At 33.3% G+C, this 25270-nt stretch carries 27 protein-coding genes; 19 read left to right on the forward strand and 8 right to left on the reverse strand.

Features of this window, described 5'->3' with window-relative positions:
• Positions 1-31 precede the first annotated feature (31 nt).
• Both B5X55_RS15395 and B5X55_RS15400 read left to right on the forward strand, forming a co-directional pair.
• Positions 32-946, forward strand: a complete 915-nt coding sequence (locus B5X55_RS15395) for a lysophospholipid acyltransferase family protein (protein WP_317042727.1) — start codon at positions 32-34, stop codon at positions 944-946.
• Between the two features lie 95 nt (positions 947-1041).
• Entirely contained in the window at positions 1042-2031 is a 990-nt protein-coding gene (locus B5X55_RS15400; RefSeq protein WP_079513522.1) for a sterol desaturase family protein, read from the forward strand.
• Here the strand turns inward: B5X55_RS15400 and glmM are convergent.
• On the reverse strand, positions 2028-3416 hold the full coding sequence (gene glmM, locus B5X55_RS15405) for a phosphoglucosamine mutase (protein ID WP_079513523.1): 1389 nt from the start codon (positions 3414-3416) through the stop codon (positions 2028-2030). The two genes, B5X55_RS15400 and glmM, sit on opposite strands and share 4 nt — an antisense overlap.
• A 94-nt stretch (positions 3417-3510) precedes the next feature.
• On the opposite strand from glmM, the gene B5X55_RS15410 reads away from it, so the two are divergent.
• The 4 genes from B5X55_RS15410 (at position 3511) to B5X55_RS15425 (ending at position 7392) form a co-directional block, all read left to right on the forward strand.
• Complete coding sequence (locus B5X55_RS15410) at positions 3511-4107, forward strand: acyl carrier protein phosphodiesterase (protein WP_079513524.1); 597 nt, start codon at positions 3511-3513, stop codon at positions 4105-4107.
• A 61-nt stretch (positions 4108-4168) separates the two neighbouring features.
• Positions 4169-5860 carry a gamma-glutamyltransferase gene (gene ggt, locus B5X55_RS15415; protein ID WP_079513525.1) on the forward strand — a complete coding sequence of 564 codons (1692 nt, stop codon included), beginning with the start codon at positions 4169-4171 and terminating at the stop codon, positions 5858-5860.
• Between the two features lie 74 nt (positions 5861-5934).
• Positions 5935-6636, forward strand: a complete 702-nt coding sequence (locus B5X55_RS15420; protein WP_079513526.1) for a hypothetical protein — start codon at positions 5935-5937, stop codon at positions 6634-6636.
• Between the two features lie 159 nt (positions 6637-6795).
• Complete coding sequence (locus B5X55_RS15425) at positions 6796-7392, forward strand: LURP-one-related family protein (protein WP_079513527.1); 597 nt, start codon at positions 6796-6798, stop codon at positions 7390-7392.
• Between the two features lie 192 nt (positions 7393-7584).
• Here B5X55_RS15425 and B5X55_RS15430 read toward each other — a convergent pair whose 3' ends face one another.
• Positions 7585-8043, reverse strand: a complete 459-nt coding sequence (locus tag B5X55_RS15430) for an ion channel (protein ID WP_079513528.1) — start codon at positions 8041-8043, stop codon at positions 7585-7587.
• A gap of 488 nt (positions 8044-8531) precedes the next feature.
• Here B5X55_RS15430 and B5X55_RS15435 point away from each other — a divergent pair, with 488 nt between their 5' ends.
• Positions 8532-8963 (forward strand): GNAT family N-acetyltransferase, encoded by a 432-nt coding sequence (locus tag B5X55_RS15435; protein WP_079513529.1) that lies wholly within the window; start codon positions 8532-8534, stop codon positions 8961-8963.
• 4 nt (positions 8964-8967) lie between these two features.
• On the opposite strand, the gene B5X55_RS15440 is transcribed toward B5X55_RS15435, so the two are convergent.
• Positions 8968-9735 (reverse strand): XRE family transcriptional regulator, encoded by a 768-nt coding sequence (locus B5X55_RS15440; protein ID WP_079513633.1) that lies wholly within the window; start codon positions 9733-9735, stop codon positions 8968-8970.
• A 140-nt stretch (positions 9736-9875) separates the two neighbouring features.
• Here B5X55_RS15440 and B5X55_RS15445 point away from each other — a divergent pair, with 140 nt between their 5' ends.
• Positions 9876-11135 (forward strand): putative DNA modification/repair radical SAM protein, encoded by a 1260-nt coding sequence (locus B5X55_RS15445; protein ID WP_079513530.1) that lies wholly within the window; start codon positions 9876-9878, stop codon positions 11133-11135.
• 208 nt (positions 11136-11343) lie between these two features.
• On the forward strand, positions 11344-12120 hold the full coding sequence (locus tag B5X55_RS15450) for a TIGR03915 family putative DNA repair protein (protein ID WP_079513531.1): 777 nt from the start codon (positions 11344-11346) through the stop codon (positions 12118-12120).
• 319 nt (positions 12121-12439) lie between these two features.
• Here the strand turns inward: B5X55_RS15450 and B5X55_RS15455 are convergent, their stop codons facing one another.
• Complete coding sequence (locus tag B5X55_RS15455) at positions 12440-13099, reverse strand: helix-hairpin-helix domain-containing protein (RefSeq protein ID WP_079513532.1); 660 nt, start codon at positions 13097-13099, stop codon at positions 12440-12442.
• Between the two features lie 296 nt (positions 13100-13395).
• Between B5X55_RS15455 and B5X55_RS15460 the strand changes: the two genes are divergently transcribed.
• Positions 13396-14133 carry a YoaK family protein gene (locus B5X55_RS15460; RefSeq protein WP_079513533.1) on the forward strand — a complete coding sequence of 246 codons (738 nt, stop codon included), beginning with the start codon at positions 13396-13398 and terminating at the stop codon, positions 14131-14133.
• 265 nt (positions 14134-14398) lie between these two features.
• On the forward strand, positions 14399-15391 hold the full coding sequence (locus B5X55_RS15465; RefSeq protein WP_234999757.1) for an alpha/beta fold hydrolase: 993 nt from the start codon (positions 14399-14401) through the stop codon (positions 15389-15391).
• 36 nt (positions 15392-15427) lie between these two features.
• Here the strand turns inward: B5X55_RS15465 and B5X55_RS15470 are convergent, their stop codons facing one another.
• Positions 15428-15952, reverse strand: coding sequence for a DUF8685 domain-containing protein (locus tag B5X55_RS15470; RefSeq protein ID WP_079513635.1), 525 nt, complete (start codon positions 15950-15952; stop codon positions 15428-15430).
• 175 nt (positions 15953-16127) lie between these two features.
• Here B5X55_RS15470 and B5X55_RS15475 point away from each other — a divergent pair, with 175 nt between their 5' ends.
• On the forward strand, positions 16128-17165 hold the full coding sequence (locus B5X55_RS15475; RefSeq protein WP_079513637.1) for a ThuA domain-containing protein: 1038 nt from the start codon (positions 16128-16130) through the stop codon (positions 17163-17165).
• Between the two features lie 13 nt (positions 17166-17178).
• On the opposite strand, the gene B5X55_RS15480 is transcribed toward B5X55_RS15475, so the two are convergent.
• The gene (locus B5X55_RS15480; protein WP_079513535.1) at positions 17179-17646 is read right to left on the reverse strand and encodes a 3-methyl-2-oxobutanoate hydroxymethyltransferase; all 468 of its coding nucleotides are present in this window, start codon (positions 17644-17646) and stop codon (positions 17179-17181) included.
• A gap of 130 nt (positions 17647-17776) precedes the next feature.
• On the opposite strand from B5X55_RS15480, the gene panB reads away from it, so the two are divergent.
• The 5 genes from panB to B5X55_RS15500 are packed head-to-tail and all read left to right on the forward strand — an operon-like array spanning position 17777 to position 20403.
• Positions 17777-18595, forward strand: coding sequence for a 3-methyl-2-oxobutanoate hydroxymethyltransferase (gene panB, locus B5X55_RS15485; RefSeq protein WP_079513536.1), 819 nt, complete (start codon positions 17777-17779; stop codon positions 18593-18595).
• Between the two features lie 11 nt (positions 18596-18606).
• Positions 18607-18876 (forward strand): signal peptidase II, encoded by a 270-nt coding sequence (locus B5X55_RS19155; RefSeq protein ID WP_262494164.1) that lies wholly within the window; start codon positions 18607-18609, stop codon positions 18874-18876.
• An 11-nt stretch (positions 18877-18887) separates the two neighbouring features.
• Positions 18888-19103 (forward strand): signal peptidase II, encoded by a 216-nt coding sequence (locus B5X55_RS19160; protein ID WP_262494165.1) that lies wholly within the window; start codon positions 18888-18890, stop codon positions 19101-19103.
• Between the two features lie 42 nt (positions 19104-19145).
• On the forward strand, positions 19146-19844 hold the full coding sequence (locus tag B5X55_RS15495; RefSeq protein WP_079513537.1) for an RluA family pseudouridine synthase: 699 nt from the start codon (positions 19146-19148) through the stop codon (positions 19842-19844).
• Positions 19845-19878: 34 nt separating this feature from the next.
• Positions 19879-20403 carry a DUF4252 domain-containing protein gene (locus B5X55_RS15500; RefSeq protein WP_079513639.1) on the forward strand — a complete coding sequence of 175 codons (525 nt, stop codon included), beginning with the start codon at positions 19879-19881 and terminating at the stop codon, positions 20401-20403.
• Here B5X55_RS15500 and B5X55_RS15505 read toward each other — a convergent pair.
• Both B5X55_RS15505 and B5X55_RS15510 read right to left on the reverse strand, forming a co-directional pair.
• Positions 20400-21269 (reverse strand): DMT family transporter, encoded by an 870-nt coding sequence (locus B5X55_RS15505; protein ID WP_234999759.1) that lies wholly within the window; start codon positions 21267-21269, stop codon positions 20400-20402. The two genes, B5X55_RS15500 and B5X55_RS15505, sit on opposite strands and share 4 nt — an antisense overlap.
• Positions 21270-21284: 15 nt before the next feature.
• Entirely contained in the window at positions 21285-22829 is a 1545-nt protein-coding gene (locus tag B5X55_RS15510) for a hypothetical protein (RefSeq protein WP_079513538.1), read from the reverse strand.
• Positions 22830-22974: 145 nt separating this feature from the next.
• On the opposite strand from B5X55_RS15510, the gene B5X55_RS15515 reads away from it, so the two are divergent.
• Together B5X55_RS15515 and leuB are read left to right on the forward strand one after the other, a co-directional pair.
• Positions 22975-24144, forward strand: coding sequence for a 2-isopropylmalate synthase (locus B5X55_RS15515; RefSeq protein WP_079513539.1), 1170 nt, complete (start codon positions 22975-22977; stop codon positions 24142-24144).
• Positions 24145-24151: 7 nt separating this feature from the next.
• The gene (gene leuB / locus B5X55_RS15520) at positions 24152-25270 is read left to right on the forward strand and encodes a 3-isopropylmalate dehydrogenase (protein WP_079513540.1); all 1119 of its coding nucleotides are present in this window, start codon (positions 24152-24154) and stop codon (positions 25268-25270) included.

Genomic DNA, 25270 nt, shown 5'->3' on the forward strand with positions numbered 1-25270 from the left:
ACCATTTATTTGGCGTCAAATATAACTATATTTGACCATAATTTATTTGAGAATGCAACTATTGGCCTTTGTTTTAATCTACCCATTTTTATGGGTTATTTCCATTTTGCCACATCGATTATTTTACGGCTTTTCTGATATTGCTTTTTTCTTCGTTTACCATGTGTTTGGATATCGACGTAAAGTTGTTCAAAACAACCTAAATTTGGTATTCCCAAACAAGCCGGAGGAAGAAATAAATAGGATTGAAAAAGAGTTTTATAAACATCTTTGCGATACCTTTTTAGAAATGGTAAAAACCATGAACCTTAGTAAGAAGGCCGTAGCTAAAAAATACCGAGTTGTTAATCCTGAAGTTTTACTTGAAATTGAAAAAGAACGAAGTATTATAATTCTTTGTGCACATTATGCCAATTGGGAATGGAATGTAAGCATCAATAATTATGTCAACTCTAAAGGGTACGCCGTTTACCAACAAGTGAACAATTCTTATTTTGATAAATTCATTAGAAAAACCAGAGCTCGATGGAATACTACCTTAATTACGCAAGGTCAAACAGCAAAGACAGTCATTCAAAATTTTAGAAATAATGTTCGCGCTACCTACGGCATGGTGAGCGACCAATCACCACAAGCACATAGAGCACACTACTGGACCAACTTTATGGGTATAAAAGTTCCCATATTTAATGGTGGTGAAGCCTTGGCTCGCAAAACAGGCCTTGCAACAGTTTTCTTGAAAGTTAGTAAGGTAAAACGAGGTCATTATAAAGCAGAGCTTATACCTATAGCCCTAAATGGAAAAGAAACTAAAGAAAACGAAATAACGAATAAGTTCCTACAATTGACAGAAGCACAAATACGAGAAAAGCCTGAATACTATTTATGGACACATAAACGTTGGAAACACAGAAATAAAAAACCTGCTGCTTTCGCTAAAACCTGAAGGTAAATTCAATATGTATCCCTAAACACCAAATTGCATCTATTTCTGTATTTTTAGAATTCATTTCTACATTTAATTAGGCAAATACATAGGGCATGGAGGTTTTAGATACTATTTATAATGAAGTTTTTGGTTTCTTAGGTATTTCGCAGGCATGGGAGATAATTAAAAGTGGAGATTATAGTGCTTTTAGGACCTATGATGGAATCAAAAGTCTAATTTATCCTCTTATTCCTTTATTGGTATTATTAGAACTTATACTTGGTTTAGCCTATAAAAAACCACAAACAAAAGTTTACAAGGTTAACTTCTTAATTTATGTTTTCAATAGATTTGTTGGTCGATTTATTGCCATTGCAATGGTCACGCTATTAATTGGCTGGCTAGAACCTTATGCGCTAATTAATACAGAATCTAATTGGTATTGGTTTATTTACGGCTATATAGTTTGGGAGCTAGGCCATTTTATTTATCATTATCTAGGCCACAAAGTTCGGTTGTTTTGGTGCTTGCATTCTACACATCATGCTCCCGAGGACATGAATTTATCTGTGACGTATGCACACTTTTTTCTAGAAGCACCATATGCAGATATTATTAGGACAACAGTATGCCTACTTTTAGGCGTAGAACCTATAATGCTCTTTTTAATAATGTTTATTGATGGTACTTATGGTGCATTTATTCATGTAGGAGAAAATATGATTAAGGATGCACGGTTTGGATTTTTGAATAAAATAATGCTTACACCCTCTCACCACAGAGTACACCACGCTAAAAATCCACTTTATTTAGATACTAATTTCTGTAATTTATTAAATATATGGGATAGAGTATTTCACACCTACCAAGAAGAACAAACAGAAATTAAACCGGAATATGGTATTACACGAAAAGTAAATAGCGGAAATTTTTTCGATGTTTACTTCGGTGAAGTAATTGCTCTGGCTAAGGATATTGCCCAAGCTCCTGGATTAAAAAACAAATTATCCTATGTTTTTATGCCCCCTGGATGGAACCATACAGGGGTGCACAAAACTTCTAAAATTGTTAGAACAACCTATTTAGAGAATAAATTACCTTAGATACCTGCAATCTCCTTAATCTCTCCAATTATCCTATTAGCTAAACCATCTGCCTCAGTTTGGCTCTTAGCTTCGGTATATATTCTAATGATTGGTTCTGTGTTCGACTTTCGAAGATGAACCCAATTCTCAGCAAAATCTATTTTTACACCATCAATGGTAGACAATTCCTCTTTGGCATATTTTTCAGCCATTGATTTCAAAATACCGTCTACATCTAAACCTGGTGTCAATTCAATTTTCTTCTTACTCATAAAGTAACTAGGGTAACTTGCTCTAAGTTCTGCAACCGTACCACCTTTTTCTGCCATCAACATTAAAAATAATGCTGTACCTACTAAAGAATCACGACCATAATGACTTTCTGGGTAAATGATACCTCCGTTACCCTCACCACCAATTATAGCCTTATTAGCTTTCATTGTAGTCACCACATTTACTTCACCAACTGCCGCAGCTTCGTACGTACCACCATGTTTTTGAGTAATATCACGTAATGCACGTGAAGAAGAAAGGTTAGAAACCGTATTACCTTTAGTTTTACCAAGTACATAGTCTGCACAAGCTACCAAGGTGTATTCTTCGCCGAACATCTCACCATCATTACATATAAAAGCTAAACGGTCAACATCTGGATCAACTACAATTCCGAAATCAGCTTTCTCTTTTACCACCAATTTACTTATATCGGTTAAATGTTCTTTTAAGGGTTCTGGGTTATGAGGAAAATGTCCTGTTGGTTTACAATACAATTCCACCACTTCTACTCCAAATTCTTTTAACAGTTTAGGAATAGCGATTCCTCCAGTGGAGTTAACACCATCTACAACAACTTTGAATTTAGCTTTTTTCACTACTTCAGCATCAACCAATGAAAGGTTTAAAACTTCATCAATATGAATATCAATATAGCTATCGTTCCTAGTAATTTCTCCTAAATCGTCAACATCAGAAAAATCAAAATCTTCCTTTTCTGCAATCTCTAAGATTTTTGCACCTTGCGCCGCATCTAAGAATTCTCCTTTTTCGTTTAATAACTTAAGGGCATTCCATTGTTTTGGATTATGACTCGCTGTCAATATTATACCACCATCAGCTTTCTCCATAGGCACTGCTATTTCTACTGTTGGTGTGGTAGAAAGATCTAAATCAATAACATCGATACCCAAACCTACCAAGGTAGATACCACAAGATTCTGAATCATTTCTCCAGATAATCTTGCATCACGGCCTATAACCACTTTTAATTTATCCTTTTTAGAATAGTCCTTTAGCCAAATACCATAAGATGCTGCAAACTTAACTGCATCTATAGGGGTAAGATTATCCCCTGGCTTTCCGCCAATTGTTCCTCGTATTCCTGAAATAGATTTTATTAGTGTCATATATTCTTAATAAGTTTTTGCAAATATAAAGGGTTAGTACTTACCACTATGGTCCTTCTTTGTAAATTCGATTTACGAAGTATAAATTAGGCGAATGAACTTTTTAGCGCATATATATCTATCTTTTAATGATAAAGAAATTACAATAGGCAATTTTATCGCCGACAGTATTCGTGGTAATAAATTTGACCATTTACCAAAAAATGTTCAAAAAGGAATAAAACTGCATCGTTTTATTGACACATATACCGACACCCACGAAATACCCAAGATTAGTAGCAAACGACTACACGCAAATTATAGTCATTACAGTAGGGTAATTGTAGATATTTATTATGACCACTATTTAGCAAAAAATTGGTCTAAATATTCAGATACACCTTTGGATGTTTTTGTAGATAGCTTCTACGATCTTTTAGAAGACAATTATGAAATTCTACCTGATGGTGTAAGAAGAATGATGCCTTATATGATTACCGATAATTGGATTTACAATTACTCTAAAATGGAAGGTATTGCTCGTGTGCTTAATGGCATGAATCGCAGAACTAAAAATAAGTCTAAAATGAATTTTGCTATTTTAGACCTAGAAGAGCATTATGATGCCTTTGAAGAAGAATTCACAGAATTCTTCGAACAATTAATTTTATTTTCGAAGCAAAAATTCATTTCACTTTTAGAAAAAAAATAAACTATACTACTATAAAGCAAGTTATTAAGATTAATTAACTAAACCATTAAATTAAGTATTTATGAACCAAGTAAAAATAGCTTTAGTGTTTGCAACACTAATATGTTTCATTAGCTGTAAAGAAAACCCGGTAAGTCCAACAGGTACTGTTACCGAGAAAGCCATGGTCGTTTCTGCACGTGAAGAAGCCTCAAAAATAGGTAGTGATATCATGCAAAAAGGAGGAAATGCCTTTGATGCTATGGTTGGCACACAATTAGCACTTGCTGTAGCATACCCAAGAGCAGGGAATATTAGCGGTGGCGGATTCATGGTTTACAGAAATGCAAATGGTGAAATAGGTTCTTTAGATTTTAGGGAAAAAGCACCAAAATCGGCCCATAGAGATATGTATTTAGATTCTTTAGGCAATGTAATACCTAATATGAGCACATTAGGGGCTACGTCTGTTGGCGTACCTGGTTCGGTCGCCGGAATAATAGAAGTACATAAAAAATTTGGAAAACTACCTTTAAAAGATATTTTCGAGCCTGTAATTGCTATGGCAGAAAATGGAGTAATAGTTACGGCTAAGCAAGCCGAAATACTTGATAATTATAGAGAAGTTTTCATTAAAGTGAATGGTGATAGTACAAAATTTGCTTCAGTTTATAAAGAGGGGGATCTTATTAAATACCCTAAACTCGCACAAACACTGCGAACGATAGCTGAAAAGGGAAGAGATGGATTTTACAAAGGTGAAGTGGCTCAAAAACTTGCAAATTTTATACAGGCAAATGGTGGATTTGTAACCGAAGAAGACTTAGCGAGTTACCAAGCTGTTTGGAGAAAACCAATTACATTTAAATATAGAGATTTAAACATCATTTCTATGGGTCCGCCAAGTAGCGGTGGCGCTACCATGAATCAGATTTTTAAAATGATTGAGCCTTATGATATCGGCTCATTCGGGCATAATTCCGAGAAAACCATTCAATTATTTACAGAAGCTTCACGACGTGCTTATGCTGACAGAAATTTCTATTTAGGTGATCCTGATTTTGTTGAAATTCCTTTAGATATATTACTTGAAGATAACTACATGAAAACAAGAATGTCTGATTTTTCATTTGAGAAAGCTACAAAGTCAGAGGATGTTTCTCACGGTGAGGTAGCAATTCTAGAAAGCATGGAAACAACCCACTACTCTATTGTTGATGCAGATGGAAATGCAGTTTCAGTAACCACGACCTTAAATGGCAATTTTGGCTCTAAACTATATTCTGATGAACTTGGTTTCTTTTTAAACAATGAAATGGATGATTTCAGTTCCAAAGCTGGTGTGCCTAATATGTTCGGCCTTGTTGGTGCAGAAGCAAATAGTATTGAAGCTGAAAAAAGAATGCTAAGTAGTATGACACCTACTATTGTTGAGCGCGATGGCAAACTTTGGATGGTTGTTGGTACACCAGGGGGATCCACTATTATTACCGCTGTAGCACAAACCATTTTAAATGGATATGAATTTAAAATGAGTATGCAAGACGCGGTAAATGCTCCGCGTTTTCATCACCAATGGTTGCCCGATATGGTCATCTTTGAACCGGACGGATTTTCACCAACATTAATCGAAGATTTAAAATCTAAGGGCTATCTCATCAATGAAGAACGAACTCCCATAATAGGTAAGGTTGATGCAATTCGGGTTTTATCAAACGGTAAATTGGAAGGTGGTGCAGATAAGCGTGGTGATGATGCTGCTGTTGGGTTTTAGATGAGTCTAAACTTTTAAATTTACTTTTTCACATTTTAGACTAGTAATTTGTAAATGAAATATTTAAATACCTTATGTTAAAGAAATTATTTAAGATTTTAGTGTTTTTAATTTTGTTCATAGCCATAGGTTTTGGCATACTGTATTACCTCTATAACAAGCCATTACCGACTGGTGAATCAGGACCAGAAGCTGATGCTTTAGCATATAGAATGCTTGATGCCTTAAGCTATAAAAACTTTAATAACACAAAGATTATTGAGTGGTCTTTTAGAGGAAATCACTCCTATAAATGGAATAGAGAAAAAGCTATTGTAAAGGTTTCATGGAAAGACAATGTTGTTGAACTAGATTTAATAACCCCACACTCAAGCAAGGCATATGTTAATAATGAAACTGTTTCCTATGAAACTAGCCAAAACCTTATTGAAGATGCACAGAGTTACTTTAATAATGATTCTTTTTGGCTTGTTGCACCTTATAAAGTTTTTGACCGAGGTGTAGAACGCTATTTAGTAGATATGGAAGACGGTTCGGAAGCTCTTTTGGTTACTTACACACAAGGTGGTGATACGCCTGGAGATTCCTATTTGTGGATTATAGAACCTAGTGGCATGCCGAAGAGTTTTAAGTTATGGACAAAAATCATACCTATTGGTGGTTTAGAAGCTAGTTGGGAGGACTGGATAGAAACTGAAAGTGGTGCTTTCTTACCAACTAATCACAAATTTGGACCAATGTCAATTTCTATGGGAGAAGTGAAAGCATCTAATTAATAACATAGCTTCTCTTCTTTTTGTCAAAATTTCCGAAATTAACTTAGAATAAAATCCTTATCATTTTCTATTTCAGATATTGGTTCAAGCTTGACATTCATTATTAAAAAAAAATAAATGAACATCGAGTTATACAAACAACAATCAAACTAACCATTCATGCAAGACTATAAATTTCCATTAGATTTTACTTTTCACATAGGTACGTTATCCAATGACTTTACGGCTGTTGATGCTGATAAAAAAACAGTGGCCTATGTAAAACAAAAGCTTTTTAAGTTTAAAGAAGATGTTGGTGTTTATGAAAATGAAAGCAAAACAAAGCTACTTTATAATATTAAAGCAGATCGTTGGATTGATTTCTCAGCATGTTATTCGTTTTCAGACCCAACGGGGCAAGAATTCGGCAAAATAGGCCGTAAAGGTTGGGCTTCATTATGGAAAGCACACTATGAGATTTTCGATAAGAACAAGCAATTAAAGTACACAATACGAGAAGAAAATGCTTGGGTTAAAGTTCTAGATGGCCTAGTTGGGCAAATACCTTTAATTAATTTGTTTACCGGACTCTTTCTAAACCCTGCCTATATTGTAATTAACGGCAACAATGAAACCGTGGTTAGACTTGCAAAAGAAAAATCTTTGGTTGGGCGTCGTTTTAAGGTTAGTGAATTAAAAAAAATGAATGAAAACGATGATGACATCATCATTCTAGGATTAATGATGATGGTTTTACTAGAAAGACGCAAAGGTTAAAACTCAGCCAGCCTTATTCATTTAAAACAATATTCCACTCTTCCGTTTCTATAATCTCAAGAATTCTTTGAGATATAAGTTGTTCAAGATTTATTTAGGTTTTTGGTAGTCAGAATGCATAAAATTGAATATCGAACTTTACAGGCAATAACGCAATCTTTTTGAAAGCTGAGTCTTTCTGTATGGCATATTTTAAAATTGGTCATCGTAAAGAAACGCCTCAATTTCACCTTTATCTAATTCTTCTAATCCAAGACTAACATTTGAATATGTTTTAATATTTTTAAAAAAATGTTTTAATAAATAATTTTCAGTTCCAGATTTATCAATAGCACCCAATGCCCTATCTTTAAACTCATTAAAACCATCAGGATTGTTTGTTAGTTGATTTAAGGTTAAACTAGACGCTATACTCGCCGTTAATCCTGATATAAACAAAAGTCCACCAAACATCAGTATAAGCGCAGTTGCTTTTCCTAATTTTGCAACCGGCGCTTTATCTCCATAACCCACAGTCGTTAATGTTACGGCAGACCCCCAAACACCATCCCATAAACCTCTTTTGCCAAGTCGAAATAATTCTGGATTCATCTTACGTTCAAACATCCATCCTGAAATACCAAATAGAAAAATAATAAATAATAAAATCATTAAGCCTCCGAGAAATTCAAAATAAAAAAACCGCTAATAAATGAAGATACTTCCAATATGGCAATTGTAACGTTTGATGCGTAAATGAATGTGTAAATTAAATTTATTCACTAAACTGTTTAGTAGATGTTAATGTATCAATACTTAAATCAATACTTCAATAATAAATAGAATCTAGCATCGCAGAAAATTCCATCGGTATTTGTTTAAATCATTCGCAACACGTTTCCATAACCATACACTTAAACCTTCCAAATTTTCACGGTTTTCAATAATAAATGGTGGCGCTGAAGTAAAACCAATTAACAACATACTCCTCTCTGATTGCCTATTTTTATTGAAAGACATAACTAATACAATTGCTAATACTAGGTTTTTTATTGGTGTTTAAAATTTCATTCCTTTAATATAATCATTTTAGAAAGCATCTATTTTTTACGTTAAACGAACGAAATGAAGTAATTTTAACCAAACCAGATATACTGCTTATGATTATTGAACTAATTAAAGAGAAAGAATTAACAATACATCTACAAACTCAACTAACTGAACTATACAAACAACTTAATGCCGATTTAACTCAGTTAAATTTGACGACGATTTTATCTGATCACAACACAACCGATGTGGTTATCTGCATGGATGGTGATATTTTAGCAGGAATAGCAATGATGGCAAAATATAAAGTAATTTCGGGCCACAAAGGCATGATAGAAGATGTGGTTGTTTCAACTGATTATCGTGGAAAGGGAATAGGAAGAAAGCTAATGGAAAAGCTTTTAGAACAGGCTGAAAAAGAAAATTTGAACGACGTACTCTTGTTTAGTGGGCACCATAGAACTGCAGCAATTGCACTTTATAAAAGCCTAGGATTCAAGCTAAAAGATAGTGGGTTATATATTAAAAAATACCTTAAGTAATACTTTAATTAACTTTCTTAACATGCTGTAATTGATTCTTTAACTCATCCATAGACTCTTGTAATTGTCGAAGTAAACCGCTATCTGTAGTTGCGTCTACATTAAACGTAATTTTACTACTAACTTCCCAAATTTCCTGTATTTGAAAAGGTTTAATATCATAAGGCGGATAAGTTTCATTTAAAGAAATTAAAGTAACGTCATTTGAATTAGGTCGCTTCTCAATTTTCTTAACCATGATGGAATCTTGTAAAACAACTACATACATTTTATTAGCACTTATGTAATCGACATGCTCAATTGCTCTTGCCAACACCCATTCACCAGGGTGTAGATTAGGCAACATACTATCACCTTCTACCTGAAATCCACGATAAGTCGCATTTCTGAATTCTGGAATGGGTAAATCAAATGCAGGCAATTGCTGATACCAACTCGTATCTGAAATATTTTGAGGGTACCCTGCAGCAGCTTTTGCATTAACCAGAACCATGTTGTCTCTATTGGCAGAATCAACCGTAACAACTTTTGGGATTACACTAGTTCTCGAAGTTTCTAAATACTGTTCTTCACTTTCTCCAAAAAGCCAAAGCGGATTAATTTTAAACTGTTTTAATAATTCTAAGACCACTTTACCAGAAAGTTTAGTTCGCCCTCGTTCTATGTCAGCAGTTGTATTAGAGACACCTATAAGTGCCGCAAAATCTGCTTGTGTATATCCCAGTTCTCTCCGTAAATCTATAAATCGTTTTAAAGTCAGTTCGTTTTCCATGGCCTCGAAATATTCTAAAGAGATAATCCATATCTCAATCTTCATCAAATATAGTCATTATGGATTATTTCCAAAATATAATTTGGATTATTTCCATAATTAGGAATATATCCATATTTTTGGATTAATTACAAATTTCTATGGATTTTAATCGAATTAAAGAAAAACTAAACATTTTGGCAGATGCAGCCAAGTACGATGTATCGTGCTCGAGTAGCGGTAGTAATCGCAAAAACAAGGATAGTGGTCTAGGTGATACCGGTAATGGCATATGTCATACCTATACTGAAGATGGCCGTTGTGTTTCACTTTTAAAAATTCTACTAACCAATCATTGCATATTTGATAGTGCATATTGTGTAACCCGCAAAAGCAATGATATAAAAAGAGCCGCTTTTAAAATTCAAGAGGTTGTAGATTTAACCATAAATTTTTATAGAAGAAATTATATAGAAGGGCTTTTTTTGAGTTCTGGAATTTTTAAGAGTGCAGATTATACAATGGAGCGTTTAATTGCTGTTGCAAAGAAACTGCGTGAAGAAGAGAATTTTAACGGATACATTCATTTAAAATCTATACCTGGTGCCAGTGATGAATTAATGTATGAGGCCGGATTATATGCAGACCGATTATCTGTCAATATAGAAATCCCCACAATCTCCGGCCTTAAATTATTGGCTCCAGATAAAAAACATGAAGATTTCATAAAACCAATGCTTAAGGTTAAAAATGAAATAATACGATATAATGAAGAACGAAAAATAATACGAAGCACTGCTAAATACGCTCCTGCAGGTCAAAGCACCCAAATGATTATAGGTGCAACCGGGGAAAGTGATAAAGACATTATGTATTCTGCCACCCATTTTTACAAGAATTATAACATGAAGCGAGTATACTATTCTGGTTATGTTCCTATTTCTACAGATAGCCGATTACCATCTTTAGGCTCCGAGGTTCCAATGTTACGTGAAAATAGATTATACCAGACCGATTGGCTTCTCCGCTTCTATGGTTTTAGTGTCAATGAAATATTAGATGCCGACAATCCAAATCTTGAAATGGATATTGACCCAAAATTAATGTGGGCCTTACGAAACTTAAATTATTTCCCTATAGATATAAATAAAGCAGATAGTCGCATGTTAGCCCGCATACCAGGCATTGGTATGGGCTCTGTTCATAAAATTATAAATAGTAGAAAATATAGAAACTTAAGTTGGGACCATTTAAAGAAAATGGGTGTTGCTCTTAATAGAGCTAAGTATTTTATCATTTGTAATTCTAACGAATGGGAAAGAAGGGACTTAGATGCAGCAAAAATAAAAGGGATGATATTACAATCACAGAATGGTAAATTTAAAAATAACTATATCAATCAATTATCATTATTTAACTAAAGTTATACTTTATTAAAAATTAATCTCATGGAAAACCTAAATACTGCTCTACATGCACCTAAATATAATAGTTATAGTTCTATTTTAGAACGAAGTCAGGTTCAAATTTTAGCTATAGGCTATCAAGTTGTTATGTTTAAAAGCAAACTTAAAAAACAACTTAAATTTTTTGTCAGCGCCTTATTATTCAACTTCTAAAACTATTCTAATGAATACTACAAAAACCTTAATTTATGATGGTAGTTTTAATGGTTTTCTAACTGCCGTTTTTATCGGATTCGAACAAAAAATAACTCATGCCGATATTCAACGGCAAGGACAAATACAAAGTGGTCTATTTACCGAAACAGAAATAATCTTTACTAATGTTGAAAAAGCACAACGGGTTTGGAACGGTATACGTAATAAAAGTAATACTGCTATAAAAAATGTTTACTTCGCTTTCTTAAGCGAACAGAATAATATAGAAGCCCTACTCTACCATTATATTCAAAAATTAATGGGAAGTAAATATAATGGCGAAACCGACTTTGGAGATGATTGTATTTTAAAAATTAATCAACTAGCTCATAAAGTAGGTAGAGAAAAACACCGTATGGAAGCTTTTGTTCGCTTTCAATTAACCAAAGACGAAGTTTATTTTTCAAATATTGAACCAGATTTTGATGTTCTGCCTTTAATATCTAAACATTTTAGAAACCGTTATGCGGACCAACAATGGATTATTTATGACGTAAAGCGCAAGTATGGTTTATTTTATGATTTGCGAAGTATCGAAATTATTTCTTTAGACCTAACTGATATTCACACTAATCGAATTGAAAAAAGCGCTGTTTTTACTGATACCGAATATAAATACCAAGACCTTTGGAACAATTACTTTCAAAGTACGACAATAAAATCTCGAATTAATACAAAGCTGCATGTACAACATGTACCAAAAAGATACTGGAAATATCTTTCAGAGAAAAAAGAGGCTGTATAATAACCTATAATTTTATTCAACCCTGATATGTCACATTTCCAATTCTAAAATTATGATAATAAATAATGGGGTATGTTCTAAGCTATCAATGTAATATCTGCGTAATTAACTAATACTGTTTTTTATTTGGTGAATTAAAAACTACATACTTTAAAACATAGTTTGACTTAAATTACCGAGAATTATAGTATAATTTTTACCCATTAAAATTTTCAATAGCTCTAATACAATTCCATAAAAGAATATCCTACATATAAAATAATAGTAGGTTAATGGGTTTATATAATTTGATACTTCCAGTTTTTACCCCTTTAGGTAATTACTTACCCCCATCTAATTTATCTTGCAGTTTTTTTAATTCATCCCATTTACCTGTACTGGCTAATTTAGCCTGTTTTGGCCAAGACCCTGGTTTATGCATTGCATAACGAGGACCAGCTTCTTTAAGAATACCCTCCAATACCTTCACAGATGCTTTACTTAGTTTTTCAAAAGTTCCAATTCCTTTTTCAGTTAAAATAGAGGCGATTTTAGGGCCAATTCCTTCAATCTTTTTTAAATCGTCCTTTTTAGCCTTCTGAATAGTTTTCGTAGCGGCTTTTGAAGCTGTTTTCTTAACTGTTTTCGTTACAGTTTTCTTAATCGGCTTCTCTTTTTGTGGTATTACGCTTAAATCGACAACACTATTTTGAATACCTGAATAAGGTGAAGGCACATAATCATCAGCTGCGTGGTCATTAAACCATCCTTTATCATCACTTAAATAACGAAACTCATACCGTTTTCCATTTTCAAGCTTTATACTTTTCACATATGTATTACCTTTCTTTTCCATTTGAAAAGTACGGTCATTACTTTGCCAATTATTAAAATCACCCAACAACAAAACATTTGATGAGCTTGGGGCTTCATTTTCTCCAATTGTAAAGGTTACTAAAGTATTTGAGCCTTTGTCTTTTATTTGTTTTTTTAGTGCCATGTTTATAGATTTTATTAAGGTTATAAATGTAATTTAGAATGTACTAATTTTCAATCATTTTACCTTAAAAAAATATTAAGAATAATCTATTAATTGTCTAAAAAAACTAGCTTTCCCTAGTTAAAAATAGCTTTTAAAAAGGAACCGAGATAAATGTTATTATTGAAATCAGCTTTATTCTTACTATGATTTTCCACAAAGGTTATATTAGTTTTGATAAAAAGTAATCATCTTGCATTCCTTGGCTAAACCAGGTCATTAGTCTACATTTAAACATTGTTCAAACTAAAAAATATATGTTTAGACATCAAGGCAAAAGCAGGACTTTAAAACACAACCTGAAAATTGCCACTGTTTTGTCTTTTGTGGCTGGTATTGTAAATATTACAGGGTTTTTAGCGTTTTCTCAATTAACAACTAATGTAACTGGTCACTTTGCATTATTCATAAGTGATGTTGCTAATTTTGAGTTTTGGAATGGAACAATTTATTTACTCTATATTTTTTCATTTCTCTTTGGTTCTTTTTCCTCAAGCTTTTTAATAGAGACCTTTAGAAAAAACAAAAAACTAAACGTATTTGTTTTACCTACACTAATAGAATGTTTCATTCTAGCTTCTGTTGGTTTTTTGGGGAGTCCTGCTTTAATAAAATATCCTGATGTAATTATTTGTTTACTTCTTTATGCAATGGGACTACAAAACTCTTTCGTTACAAAAATTTCAAATGCAGTTGTCAGAACAACTCATTTAACAGGACTATTTACAGATTTAGGAATTGAACTATCTCAATTATTATTTCATAAATCTTATCTTAAAACTGAAAAAATAAAAGAGACTATTAAATTACGTATATATATAATTTGTTTCTTTTTTCTCGGGGGAATTATTGGAGGACTACTTTATTCACGTCTTAACTTAAAACTGAACACATTGACTATTGCTTCTTTAATTTTATTAGCTAGTTTATTTTATGATGATTTTAAATATAAAATTATTAAGGTTAAAAGAAGGTATAATCAAAGAAGACATTAAACAAATCGTAACTATTTCTGAATTTAATTCTTTAATAACAAGCTTTCAATCTTACATCATTTGTTAGTTAAATTAAGATGCTGATAGGTTGTTATAAGTTTGTCAATTATACAAACTCATGTTAACATAGCTTAAGTTGCCAACTGAATTAAAATAGATAAATATCTTTGTAAATTATTCATTCATCGAATTAGGTAATAGAATCCATTTTAGACACATGAAGGCTAACCCTCTTTTTTTTATATATTTTATTTTGACCATATTTATGTCATTTGGCCAAAGCAAAATCTTGGAAGAACGTTTTTTGCCTATAGGTGATATTGAACAATGGATTACCATTAAAGGTGAGGATATTACAAACCCTGTCATTCTTTTTATTCATGGCGGACCCGGTAGTACCATGAGTCAGTATAAAGATGATATATATGGTAGTTGGACTAAGGAGTTCACATTAGTTCACTGGGATCAAAGGGGAGCTGGAAAAACCTTTGGCAATAACGTTCCAAAAGAAATAACTGATGAGTTTTATGTAAGCAATCCTTTAAGTGTTGAAGAAATGACCAACGATGGTATTGATCTTACTAAATACCTTCTTAAATATTTAAATAAAAGAAAAGTAATTATTGTTGGCACTTCTTGGGGTTCTATTTTGGCAACTAAAATGGTTTTAAAACAACCAGATTTATTTCATGCCTATGTAGGTCATGCACAGTTTGTGAATTTTTCTAACAGTATAACGAATGCTTATATAGCGGTTTATAAAATGGCAAGTGATAGAAAAGAACCAATAGCCATTGAAAAATTAGAAACCTTAGGACCACCACCATATAATAAGGCTAAAAATTATGGTCAGCTGTTACGTATTGTGAAGCAATTTGAGAAAGAAAATTCAACTCCCGCCCCTACTTCATGGTGGAAAATAGCCCCACTTTATGATAACATTAAAGACAATAATGATAGATATAACGGTGATGATTATTCATTTTTAAATTTGGTTGGTGATAAAAACATCGGCGTTAAGTCGATGGTAAATGACATCAACTTTGAAAAAACCGGTATGGTTTTTCATTTACCAATTTACTTCATACAAGGTTCGCATGATATTCTAACTTCTAAGAACCTAAACAAACCTTATTTTGAAAGAATAAAGGCTCCTAGAAAAGAGTATTTTCTGGTTTCAGATGCTGCTCATGGTTTTAACCAATCTATTGTAAATAAACAATACGAAGTGATAAAATCTCTTCGGGTTCAAAAATAACATAGCTTTTTTTAACCCTTAGCCATTTATTTACATCTAACTCTTCTCCCCTACAAAATGGTCACTTTTATTTTTAAAAAGTACATTAAAGGTTGTTAAGCTGCCATAAATTCGAGTTATATACTGTTGTAAATCAACCTTTTCTTGGTCATCTAAATTCTTACTAGCATTTATTTTTTGTTCCATAACTCGAATACGGTCTCTTACCATCACTATTTTATGAAAAAAAGTATTAATAGGAATTTCCTTATTACTTATTCCAGCTTCACCTGGTTCTAAAACAAGATTACCACCTTTCCACTTATCAGCAATTGCAACTCGTTGTGTAGCATCGCTCCATTTTTGAAGAATTGCAACCAAAGAACTTTCTACATCAAAAAAACTAACCGTATCAACCTCATTGTTTATTGCTTCTATAACCTCAAAATCAGCATCTATTTCAATAGTTTCTAAACCTTTATCCATAAAAGTAACCCAATATTGAATTGAAGACACATTGGTAACCACACCCTTGCCGAAATCTGCATGTAAAATTCTTGACCCTATTCCTAATACTTTCATAGTTTTCATTATTAAATAAGTTGCTAATTTATATCCAACTATAATCATCCGCAAAAAGTTTTGTGATTATTCATTGATGAATTATCAAGCAGTAAAGGTTTTGCCATCTTATTTACTTCATGTACATTTAAAGTCAAGAATTGATTTAATCCTTTTCAACTATAAAATTATCCTCATGAAAAAACTAATGGCATTTTCAATATTTTGTTTAGTACTAATTTCTTGTGGAGAGAAAAAAAAGGAAGTTGTAGAACAACCACCAACTAAGCTTAAAGCATTGATTATCGATGGTCAAAATAATCATTACGTTTGGCCTAAGACGACTATGATGATGAAAGATTATTTAGAAGAAACAAATCTCTTCACAGTTGATATTCATCGAATGGATTCTGTATGGTTGGGTATTAAGTATAATCAAACAAGACCAGAGTCCTACACCTCTTTTATAGAGACGTATCCATTAAAAGATAAAACCTATAACATATCTGACAGCCCAATAAAAACTTCTAATTTTTCCTTTGACTTTAATGATTACGATGTCATTATTTCAAATTTAGGGGCTGAATCTACTCTTTGGCCAGAAAAAACTAGAAAAGATTTTGAATCTTATATGGCTAATGGTGGTGGTTTAGTTGTCATTCATGCTGCTAATAATGCATGGGGAGAATGGGAAGAATTCAATAAAATGATTGGCTTAGGAGCATGGGGTGGTCGCGACGAAAAATCAGGCCCTTATGTTTATTATAACGAAGCTGGTGAAATTGTAAAAGATGCTACCGAAGGAGTTTGTGGTTCTCACGGTCCTGAATATGAATTTCAATTAACTACAAGAGCACCAGAACACCCAATTATGAAAGGTTTACCGAGCAAATGGTTGCATACACCAGATGAATTGTATGAGCGCATGAGAGGTCCTTTTGAAAATGCAACAATTTTGGCAACCGCCTTTGCAGATGTAGAGAAGAATGCACCGCCATGGGACCCAACAATTAAAGGTCTAGGTCAAAATGTTGCACAACTAATGGCCATCAACTATGGTAAAGGCCGTGTCTTTCATTCAACCTTAGGGCATTTTGATTATTCGATGGAGTGTGCAGGATTTATAACCACATTGCAACGTGGGGCTGAATGGGCAGCTACAGGTGCTGTAACCCAAGAAATACCAGAAGATTTTCCAACTGCCGATAGTACTACAACAAGAGCGTGGAAATAAAATAAGTGAAATTCTATTCTGATAAAGCTGAACAATCACTTTTTCTACGGGTATCAATTAAGTAAATTATTTTCCATTTATTTTCTTCCCTAAAAAGTTGAAAGGAGTTTACTCCGCAATGATGGAATTCGTTGTTAATCCAAAATTCGTAGGGTGTCCAGGCATTTGCCATATTTCCATCAGTTTGAATAGAATAACTCTTTATTCGTTCTTGAAAGTTTGTAGAATCGGGTATACTAATAATAGATTTCACTAGGTCATTAAAATTTTCAGTTTTTAAAACAGATTTCCCTTCATTGTTAACTCCAATTGTTTGTAGTAGTATTGATGGGTAAACCGTTTTCTTCATGGCAATAGAATCTTTTGCATGAAATGCATCAAAAAATTCAATGATGTTTTGCTTCACCTGTATTTCCTCTTCAGTCTGAGCTAAAGCAACCAAATTCATTAATCCAAAAATGAAAAACAATGGTAGTTTCATGGTAATAGTTTTTAAAACATACGTAATTTAATATAATTTGATCATAAACTAGCTTAAACCGTTATAGGTATTTCATCTATAATCTCATTAAAACTCCTTACTTTTATGGCGCTTAAACGAAAAAACAACTATGTCTACAGCTAAAAAAGAATATAAAAGAGTTACGGTAAAATCATTGGTAGATATGAAGAAGAACGGAGAAAAAATCTCTATGCTTACTTCATACGACTACTCTATGGCCAAAATTGTAGATGCTGCTAAAGTAGATGTCATCTTAGTAGGTGATTCTGCGAGTAATGTAATGGCAGGTCATGAAACGACATTGCCAATCACTTTAGACCAAATGATATACCATGCCTCTTCTGTCATAAGAGCGGTAGAACGTGCATTGGTTGTGGTTGACTTACCTTTCGGAAGTTACCAAAGTGACCCCAAAGAAGCCTTGCGCTCTGCTATTCGAATTATGAAAGAAAGTGGTGCACATGCAGTAAAGTTAGAAGGTGGTGCAGAAATAAAAGAATCGGTTAAAAGAATTTTAGCTGCAGGTATACCAGTGATGGGTCATTTAGGATTAACACCACAGTCTATTTATAAATTCGGAACATATACGGTTAGGGCGAAAGAAGATGAAGAAGCTAAACAATTGATGGAAGATGCCCTATTACTTGAGAAATTAGGCTGTTTTGGTTTGGTATTAGAAAAAATACCTGCAGAATTGACTAAAAAAGTTTCTGAAAGTCTAACCATACCAACAATTGGTATCGGTGGCGGAAAACATGCTGATGGCCAAGTATTAGTGGTTCATGACCTTTTAGGGATGACTCATGAATTTAACCCACGTTTTTTACGTAGATACATGAACTTATATGAGGAAATGGGAAATGCTATTTCAAATTACGTAAGTGATGTAAAGAGTCAAGATTTTCCTAATGATGAAGAGCAGTACTAATCACTAAATTCATGAAAGGCACTAGAAACTTTTCTAAATTTTGGATTTTAATAATTATTTTACTAACCGTAGGTTGTGACCAAGTTTCGAAAGAATTAACACGAATAAAAGTTGAGCTTAGAGAATATATTTCTGTAATTGGGGAACATTTTATGTTAACCAATGTAGAAAATACTGGCGCAATGTTAGGCTTTGGCCAGCACTTCCCGCCTATTGTAAAACGATTATTTTTACAAGGATTACCATTGCTAGTATTACTTGTACTATTATTTAGAATTTAACAAAACCCAATTTGAATCTAATATTGCCTAAAGGCTTCGCATTGATTATTGGTGGTGGTATAGGAAATCTAATAGACCGGATAGTACATGGTTCTGTAACAGATTTTTTTCAAATTAGATTAGGTTTCTTTCAAACAGGAATTTTTAATATTGCTGATGTAGCGGTAACAAATGGAGTTTTTATTCTTCTTTTACAAATAGGAAGAGGAAAAAAGTTAGCATTCTAGAAATATTCAATTTATTCAACAATCAAATAACCCGAATATATATTGTCAAATAAAGAGCATTCTACAGTAGATAATTTACAGGTACTTTTTGAGGACAATCATTTGATAGTCATCAATAAAAGGCCGGGAGATATAGTACAGGGCGACAAAACCGGTGATGAACCACTTAGCGATACTGTTAAGTCTTATTTAAAGAAGAAATACAACAAACCAGGCAATGTCTATTTAGGAGTTGTACATCGTCTAGACCGCCCTACCTCTGGTATTGTAGTATTTGCAAAGACCTCTAAAGCATTGCCTAGATTAAATAAAATGTTTGCCGAAAAAGATGCTAAAAAAACGTACTGGGCCGTTGTAAAAAATAGACCCAATGAGCCAGAGAAAAGACTTGTACATTGGATGAAGCGCAATACCAAACAAAATAAGTCTTACGCAAATAATAAAGAAGTAAACGAAAGTAAACAAGCTATCTTAAGCTACAAACTAATTAAGAAACTTGATAATTATTACCTTTTAGAAATAGACCTAGAGACTGGTAGACATCATCAAATACGCTCTCAATTAACCGCAATAGGCTGCCCTATTAAGGGTGATCTCAAATACGGATTCAATAGAAGCAACGAAAATGGCAGTATTCATTTACATGCCCGTAAATTAAAATTGATGCACCCTGTAAAAAAAGAATTGCTTGAGATTATTGCTCCTTTACCAAATGACCCTATCTGGAACGCATGTCTTTAATTTTCTTATTTTAAACACATAAAACACTATGACCATGATCCGATATATTATTGCCTTATCCCTTTTACTAGTATTTAGCTCTTGTAGCAGTTACAATTCTATCGATACATTTTATAATGCTCATAAAAATGACAATCAAGTTACTGCTGTGAGGGTACCCCAATTTATGCTAAATATGATAAGTGAGATTTCACCTGAAATGCAGGCTTTGGTTGGTACTACTAAAGATTTAAGATACATGCAGTTTCCAAGTGCAACTGCTAGTAGAACTCAATTTCTGAACCAACAGATGAATGATATAACCGGAAATTCATTCATTGAAGTTTTTAGAAAAAATGACGAATTAAAACGAAATGTGGTTTCTGTTCGCGAGAAAAAGAATTCCGTTAAGGAAATATTGATTTACAATAATGACAACCAAACAGGTTCATTTTTATATTTTAATGGCGATTTCGACCCTGTAAAGGTTCGTGAAATGGCCAAAAATGAACAGTTCACGAAATTTGGTAGTAACATTATTTCGCAATTTGGTTCAAGTACACAGGTGATTAATAACTAAGATAATTTAGGCTGTTTTTTCGAGCGAACACTTTCTATAACTACCGAACTCAAAATTAGAATTCCTCCTAAAATTGTCGTTCCTTTTGGTATTTCAGAAAGAAATATTGTTCCTATCAAAATACCATAAACTGGCTGAACACTACTCAATATACTAACTGTAGTAATATTGAAATGTTTAAAAGTCATTAAAAATAGGGTATGCCCAATAGCAGTAGTTAACACTGCCAAGGCCACCAATGCTTGCCATTGACTTAATATTTGAACAGGTTCTATGGTAAATAAAAATGGTAATAACATAACGCCTACAATGGCTGTCTGATATGCCATTAGTATAGACCCATTATACTTTGCAACTTTTCGTTTTAAGAGAATATTCCGTAACGCATAGGCTAAGGCCGAAAAGACTCCAAATCCTATTGCAATAGTATATGTATTTTCCAAATCTAATGACGGGCTTAAAAAATACATGCCAGCAAGTACTAAAAAAGCAAGAAGTAAATGAACAAGTTGAAACTTAGTCTTTAAAAGTATTGGTTCTAGGAAGGCTGTAATAACAGGATATGTAAAAATGGATAACATTCCAATAGCCACATTTGATAGTTTTAAGGCATAGAAATAAGTAATCCAATGTATACCCATTAATACACCGCTAACTAAAATTGCCAGAACATCATTTTTGTAAATTTTAAATGAAAAACCTTTCCATTTACAAAATATAAACAAAACTATAAAAGCTAGAATAGCTCTTGTGCCTATGGTTACCGTTACAGGTAGCTGTACATATCTACCTAATGCACCAGATGTGGCTATAAAAAGCATAGCCAAATTGATTTCTAATAAATGTTGAAAATGATTGTTTTTCATTAAAAAGAGCTTTCTCTAACGTGATTTTGCTAAAGCTTTTTCCCTCATAATCTGAGATACTGGTTTGTTTTGTAAATGACTCTCTAACCAAGAAATAATATCTAAATACAAAAATGCTCTTTTCTCATAAGGATGATCTTCATATTTCTTCAATTCAGTATACAACTTTTGAAACTCCGCCTTTAATTGATTTGGATAAATTCCTCCAAGACTTCTTAAAAACTTAATCATTTCTTTTTGCACAGCATGCATATCGTTCATTTTCAAAAGAAACTTATAGGTGCTTTTCAATTGAACTTCTAAGTGATAGTCCATACCTGCCTCATAATGGGCTACAAGACTTAAAACGCGTGCAAAACACATCAAGTCTTCGCGCATTTTCAAATTCTTATTCTCTATAATTTTCTTTAGATATTGAATACATGTTTTATTATCGCCTATGCCAAAATAAAGACATGCTATCTTATAGTATAGCACCATAACGTGGTGTATATCAATTCTATCGCGATGTTTATTTATACCGTATTCGATGATTTTCACCAAATACAATCCCTTTTCAAAAGTTCCTTCTAGAAAATGCAAATTCAGTTTATTTGCATTGATATACATAAAGACCAAAGAATTGATATTGTCGTTACTAGGAAACTCTTTCTCCTTAATAGTATTTTCTAATCGCTCTAATACTTCCTTAAATTGAGAACTATATTGCACATAGAATAAAGATTCCAATAGGTAATGATTTCCTTTTAAAAAGAACACAGGATTAAGGTATATCATATCCTTATGTTCATAAAAAAGGTCTACCCATTTACTGGCATATTTATAACAAGACAGAAAGTCTTGGGTTAGAAAACTGTACCACAAATATGCTTTATATAACCATAGTTTTTCACGGAAGCCTAAATCTTCAATGTTGTAGAGTGGCAAATGGTCATTGAAGTAAGTTTTAACTTTTTGATAATCTTCATCGCTACGAACGTAACCTACTTTAAGCATCATTCCATAGAGCTGCAAAGATAGATTAGATAGCTTACTCGTCATTACATTATGGCCTGAAAGCTCTTTTGCCTGCAATGCAAGTTCATTTGCGCGATCGGGTATACTACGTGTAATATATTGTGTTTCAATTATCTTCTCTAGCTCAACAATTTCATAGGCTATATTCTTCTCTTCATTCTCAATGGCGGTAGCTTTTACCTTATCAAGAATTTTCAAACTTTGCTTATACAAACCTTTCTGATAAAGAATTGTTGCAAAATCTAATTGTTCCCTAATTTGAACACGAATATTTTGGTTTACAGGGTTAAGACGTAAACTCACTAAAATCTGTTTATATAGGTGTGCTTTTAGATTAGAAAGTTGAGCTTTCTTAACTATCCCACTTTCTAGTATTATTTTCTCATCATAATGCTTAATTTTATCCAATAAATTGAAAAGGGCTAAAAATTTAGCATCGGTATTCACCCCTAATCTGCCAACATAAAGCTTAAATTGCCGTTTCTCAGATTTCGATAGTGATTTAACCAAAACGAATAAAGCATCTTTATGCGTATTTGTCATCGTAAAAAAAAGAGTTTAAATAATTGTAAATCAATGTTATATATACCTAAAAAAGTGTCTTAACGTTGTAAATGGCACTACGAAATTTATGAATAGTGTTAATTAGGTAATATATTCGTTTGACGAGTAAAACTACGCAAATATAATGAGTGATATAGTACAAATATTTGATACGACCTTAAGAGACGGAGAGCAAGTTCCTGGATGTAAATTAGACATGGAACAAAAATTAGTAATTGCTGAACGTCTAGATCTGCTGGGTGTAAATATCATTGAAGCTGGTTTCCCTGTTTCTAGTCCGGGTGATTTTAAATCTGTCGAAGCCATTGCTAAACTTGTTAAAAATGCAACTGTATGTGGTTTAACCCGTGCGGTACGTAAAGATATAGAAGTTGCTGCTGAAGCTTTGAAATTTGCTAAGATGCCTAGAATACATACAGGTATTGGTACTTCTGACTCTCATATAAAGTATAAATTCAATTCTAACAGAGATGCCATAATTGAACGAGCAGTTGCTGCAGTTAGTTATGCTAAAACCTTTGTGGAAGATGTTGAATTTTACGCTGAGGATGCTGGCCGTACAGATAATGAGTTTTTGGCTCGTGTATGCGAGGCGGTCATTAAGGCTGGGGCTACAGTATTAAATATTCCAGATACTACAGGATACTGCCTACCAGATGAGTACGGAGCAAAAATGAAGTATTTACGTGAAAATGTAAAAGGAATTGATAAAGCTATACTTTCATGTCATTGCCACAATGATTTAGGATTAGCAACAGCAAATTCTATTGCAGGTGTTTTAAATGGTGCAAGACAAATAGAATGTACTATAAATGGAATTGGCGAACGTGCAGGAAATACTTCTCTTGAAGAAGTGGTTATGATTTTACGCCAACACCCAAACTTAAACCTAGATACAACCATTAATAGCAAATTACTTTATGATACTAGTTTAATGGTATCTCGTAAAATGGGCATGGTGGTACAGCCCAATAAAGCAATTGTTGGCGCAAATGCCTTCGCACATAGTTCAGGCATACATCAAGATGGTGTTATAAAAAATAGAGAAACATACGAAATTATTGATCCAGCTGATGTTGGTGTGACCGAATCATCTATTGTATTGACAGCACGAAGCGGAAGAGCTGCATTAGCCTACCGTGCTAAAATTGTTGGTTATGAACTTACCAAAACTCAATTAGATTTGGTTTATGAGGAATTTTTAAAGTATGCGGATTCTAGAAAAGAAGTGAAGGATGATGATATTCACCAAATTATTGAAGCATCGAAAATCGATATACAAAGTATTAGCTAATTAAATTATGCATTTAAACATTGCTGTTTTAGAAGGAGACGGAATCGGCCCAGAAGTTGTTGCACAATCTATTAAGTGCCTTCGTTCTGTGGAAGAAACTTTTGGTCATAGTTTTACCTTCAAAAAAGGCTTAATTGGCGCTTCAGCAATTAAAAAAACCGGAAACCCCCTTCCTAAAGAAACCTTAGATCTTTGCAAAAAAGCTGACGCAACACTTTTTGGTGCTTTAGGATTACCTGAATATGATGACAACCCTAAGGCTAAGGTTTGGCCTGAACAAGGATTATTAAGATTACGAAAAGAGCTAGGGCTATTTGCTAATATTAGGCCCGTAAAAGTCTTTCCATCATTAGTAAAGCAATCTCCTTTACCTAAAGCTAGTGTTCAAAATACAGATTTGGTGATTTTCAGAGAATTGTCTGGTGGTATATATTATGGTGATAAATCTATTAGTGAAGACCAAAGCTCCGCTACCGATACATGTACATATACTGAAGCGGAAATAAGCAGAATTACGCATTTAGCTTTTAAGTCGGCCCGTTCTAGAAAAAAGAAGGTTACGCTAGTTGACAAAGCAAATGTTCTTGAAACATCACGACTATGGCGACGTGTTGTACGATCCATTTCAGAGAGTTATCCAGACGTTGTATTGGAATGCCTTTTCATAGATAATGCAGCCGTACAGATGATTTTAAACCCTTCTCAATTCGATGTTATTTTAACAGACAATATGTTCGGTGATATCCTATCTGACCAAGGCAGTGTAATTGCTGGCTCTATAGGATTACTCCCATCTGCTTCTGTCGGTCTTGAGCATGCGATGTTTGAACCTATACATGGTTCTTACCCAGATGCAAAAGGGAAAAATATTGCGAATCCTGTAGCTTCTATATTGAGCATGGCCATGCTATTGCAACATTTTAAAATGAATGAAGAATCTGATGCCGTTGTAGCCGCAGTCTTAAAATCATTTGCAAAAAAAATAGTTACCCCAGATATTTTAGGAAGTTCTAAATATGGAACTAATTACGTTGGTGATTTTATCGCAGATAATATTATGGAATTGGATGGCACCTTTACTATGAATGATGAAAACATTGGTTTAGGAAAGTCTACTATAATTTAA

This window comes from Maribacter arcticus (assembly GCF_900167935.1).
GTDB classification, from domain to species: Bacteria; Bacteroidota; Bacteroidia; order Flavobacteriales; family Flavobacteriaceae; genus Maribacter; species Maribacter arcticus.

Excerpts from the sequence above, each read along its gene's own strand:
- B5X55_RS15400 (WP_079513522.1), top strand. The coding sequence starts at position 1,042 with ATGGAGGTTTTAGATACTATTTATAATGAAGTTTTTGGTTTCTTAGGT.
- glmM (WP_079513523.1), bottom strand. The coding sequence starts at position 3,416 with ATGACACTAATAAAATCTATTTCAGGAATACGAGGAACAATTGGCGGA.
- B5X55_RS15410 (WP_079513524.1), top strand. The coding sequence starts at position 3,511 with ATGAACTTTTTAGCGCATATATATCTATCTTTTAATGATAAAGAAATT.
- ggt (WP_079513525.1), top strand. The coding sequence starts at position 4,169 with ATGAACCAAGTAAAAATAGCTTTAGTGTTTGCAACACTAATATGTTTC.
- B5X55_RS15420 (WP_079513526.1), top strand. The coding sequence starts at position 5,935 with ATGTTAAAGAAATTATTTAAGATTTTAGTGTTTTTAATTTTGTTCATA.
- B5X55_RS15425 (WP_079513527.1), top strand. The coding sequence starts at position 6,796 with ATGCAAGACTATAAATTTCCATTAGATTTTACTTTTCACATAGGTACG.
- B5X55_RS15430 (WP_079513528.1), bottom strand. The coding sequence starts at position 8,043 with ATGATTTTATTATTTATTATTTTTCTATTTGGTATTTCAGGATGGATG.
- B5X55_RS15435 (WP_079513529.1), top strand. The coding sequence starts at position 8,532 with ATGATTATTGAACTAATTAAAGAGAAAGAATTAACAATACATCTACAA.
- B5X55_RS15440 (WP_079513633.1), bottom strand. The coding sequence starts at position 9,735 with ATGGAAAACGAACTGACTTTAAAACGATTTATAGATTTACGGAGAGAA.
- B5X55_RS15445 (WP_079513530.1), top strand. The coding sequence starts at position 9,876 with ATGGATTTTAATCGAATTAAAGAAAAACTAAACATTTTGGCAGATGCA.
- B5X55_RS15450 (WP_079513531.1), top strand. The coding sequence starts at position 11,344 with ATGAATACTACAAAAACCTTAATTTATGATGGTAGTTTTAATGGTTTT.
- B5X55_RS15455 (WP_079513532.1), bottom strand. The coding sequence starts at position 13,099 with ATGGCACTAAAAAAACAAATAAAAGACAAAGGCTCAAATACTTTAGTA.
- B5X55_RS15460 (WP_079513533.1), top strand. The coding sequence starts at position 13,396 with ATGTTTAGACATCAAGGCAAAAGCAGGACTTTAAAACACAACCTGAAA.
- B5X55_RS15465 (WP_234999757.1), top strand. The coding sequence starts at position 14,399 with ATGTCATTTGGCCAAAGCAAAATCTTGGAAGAACGTTTTTTGCCTATA.
- B5X55_RS15470 (WP_079513635.1), bottom strand. The coding sequence starts at position 15,952 with ATGAAAGTATTAGGAATAGGGTCAAGAATTTTACATGCAGATTTCGGC.
- B5X55_RS15475 (WP_079513637.1), top strand. The coding sequence starts at position 16,128 with ATGAAAAAACTAATGGCATTTTCAATATTTTGTTTAGTACTAATTTCT.
- B5X55_RS15480 (WP_079513535.1), bottom strand. The coding sequence starts at position 17,646 with ATGAAACTACCATTGTTTTTCATTTTTGGATTAATGAATTTGGTTGCT.
- panB (WP_079513536.1), top strand. The coding sequence starts at position 17,777 with ATGTCTACAGCTAAAAAAGAATATAAAAGAGTTACGGTAAAATCATTG.
- B5X55_RS19155 (WP_262494164.1), top strand. The coding sequence starts at position 18,607 with ATGAAAGGCACTAGAAACTTTTCTAAATTTTGGATTTTAATAATTATT.
- B5X55_RS15500 (WP_079513639.1), top strand. The coding sequence starts at position 19,879 with ATGATCCGATATATTATTGCCTTATCCCTTTTACTAGTATTTAGCTCT.
- B5X55_RS15505 (WP_234999759.1), bottom strand. The coding sequence starts at position 21,269 with ATGAAAAACAATCATTTTCAACATTTATTAGAAATCAATTTGGCTATG.
- B5X55_RS15510 (WP_079513538.1), bottom strand. The coding sequence starts at position 22,829 with ATGACAAATACGCATAAAGATGCTTTATTCGTTTTGGTTAAATCACTA.
- B5X55_RS15515 (WP_079513539.1), top strand. The coding sequence starts at position 22,975 with ATGAGTGATATAGTACAAATATTTGATACGACCTTAAGAGACGGAGAG.
- leuB (WP_079513540.1), top strand. The coding sequence starts at position 24,152 with ATGCATTTAAACATTGCTGTTTTAGAAGGAGACGGAATCGGCCCAGAA.